Below are 393 nucleotides of genomic sequence, written 5' to 3'. Positions count from 1 at the left end.
GACCTGACCACCATCAGCACCAAGGTGCTGCAGATGGGCGGTCTGGTGGAAGCGCAGATTGCCCGCGCGATGCGCGCGCTGGCCAACTTCGACACCGCGATGTGCGATCAGGTGCTCGCGGTGGAGCAGGAGATCAATGCGCTCGAGATCGAGATCGACGGCGACTGCAACAACATCATTGCGCGCCGCCAGCCGACCGCCCGCGACTTGCGTCTGGTCATGGCTATCTCGAAGACCATTACCAATCTGGAGCGCGCCGGTGACGAGGCCGCAAAGATTGCGAAGCGCACCAAACGTCTCATGCAGGACCCGTCCGCACACGCGCTGAACTACGCAGGCGTGGATCGCTCGGGCGAGATGGCCGCAACCATCCTGCGCCACGCGCTCGACGCC

At 64.4% G+C, this 393-nt stretch carries 1 protein-coding gene; it reads left to right on the top strand.

Annotation, left to right across the window (positions count from 1 at the left end; all coding sequences use genetic code 11):
- On the top strand, positions 1 to 393 hold a 393-nt coding region (locus AC6EMZ_RS23345), incomplete at both ends, for a phosphate signaling complex PhoU family protein (protein ID WP_498405191.1).

The organism is Enterobacter sp. SCRI0065, assembly GCF_059766475.1.
Note: the sequence above shows the minus strand (reverse complement) of the source record. Positions and strands in the feature narration are given on the sequence as shown.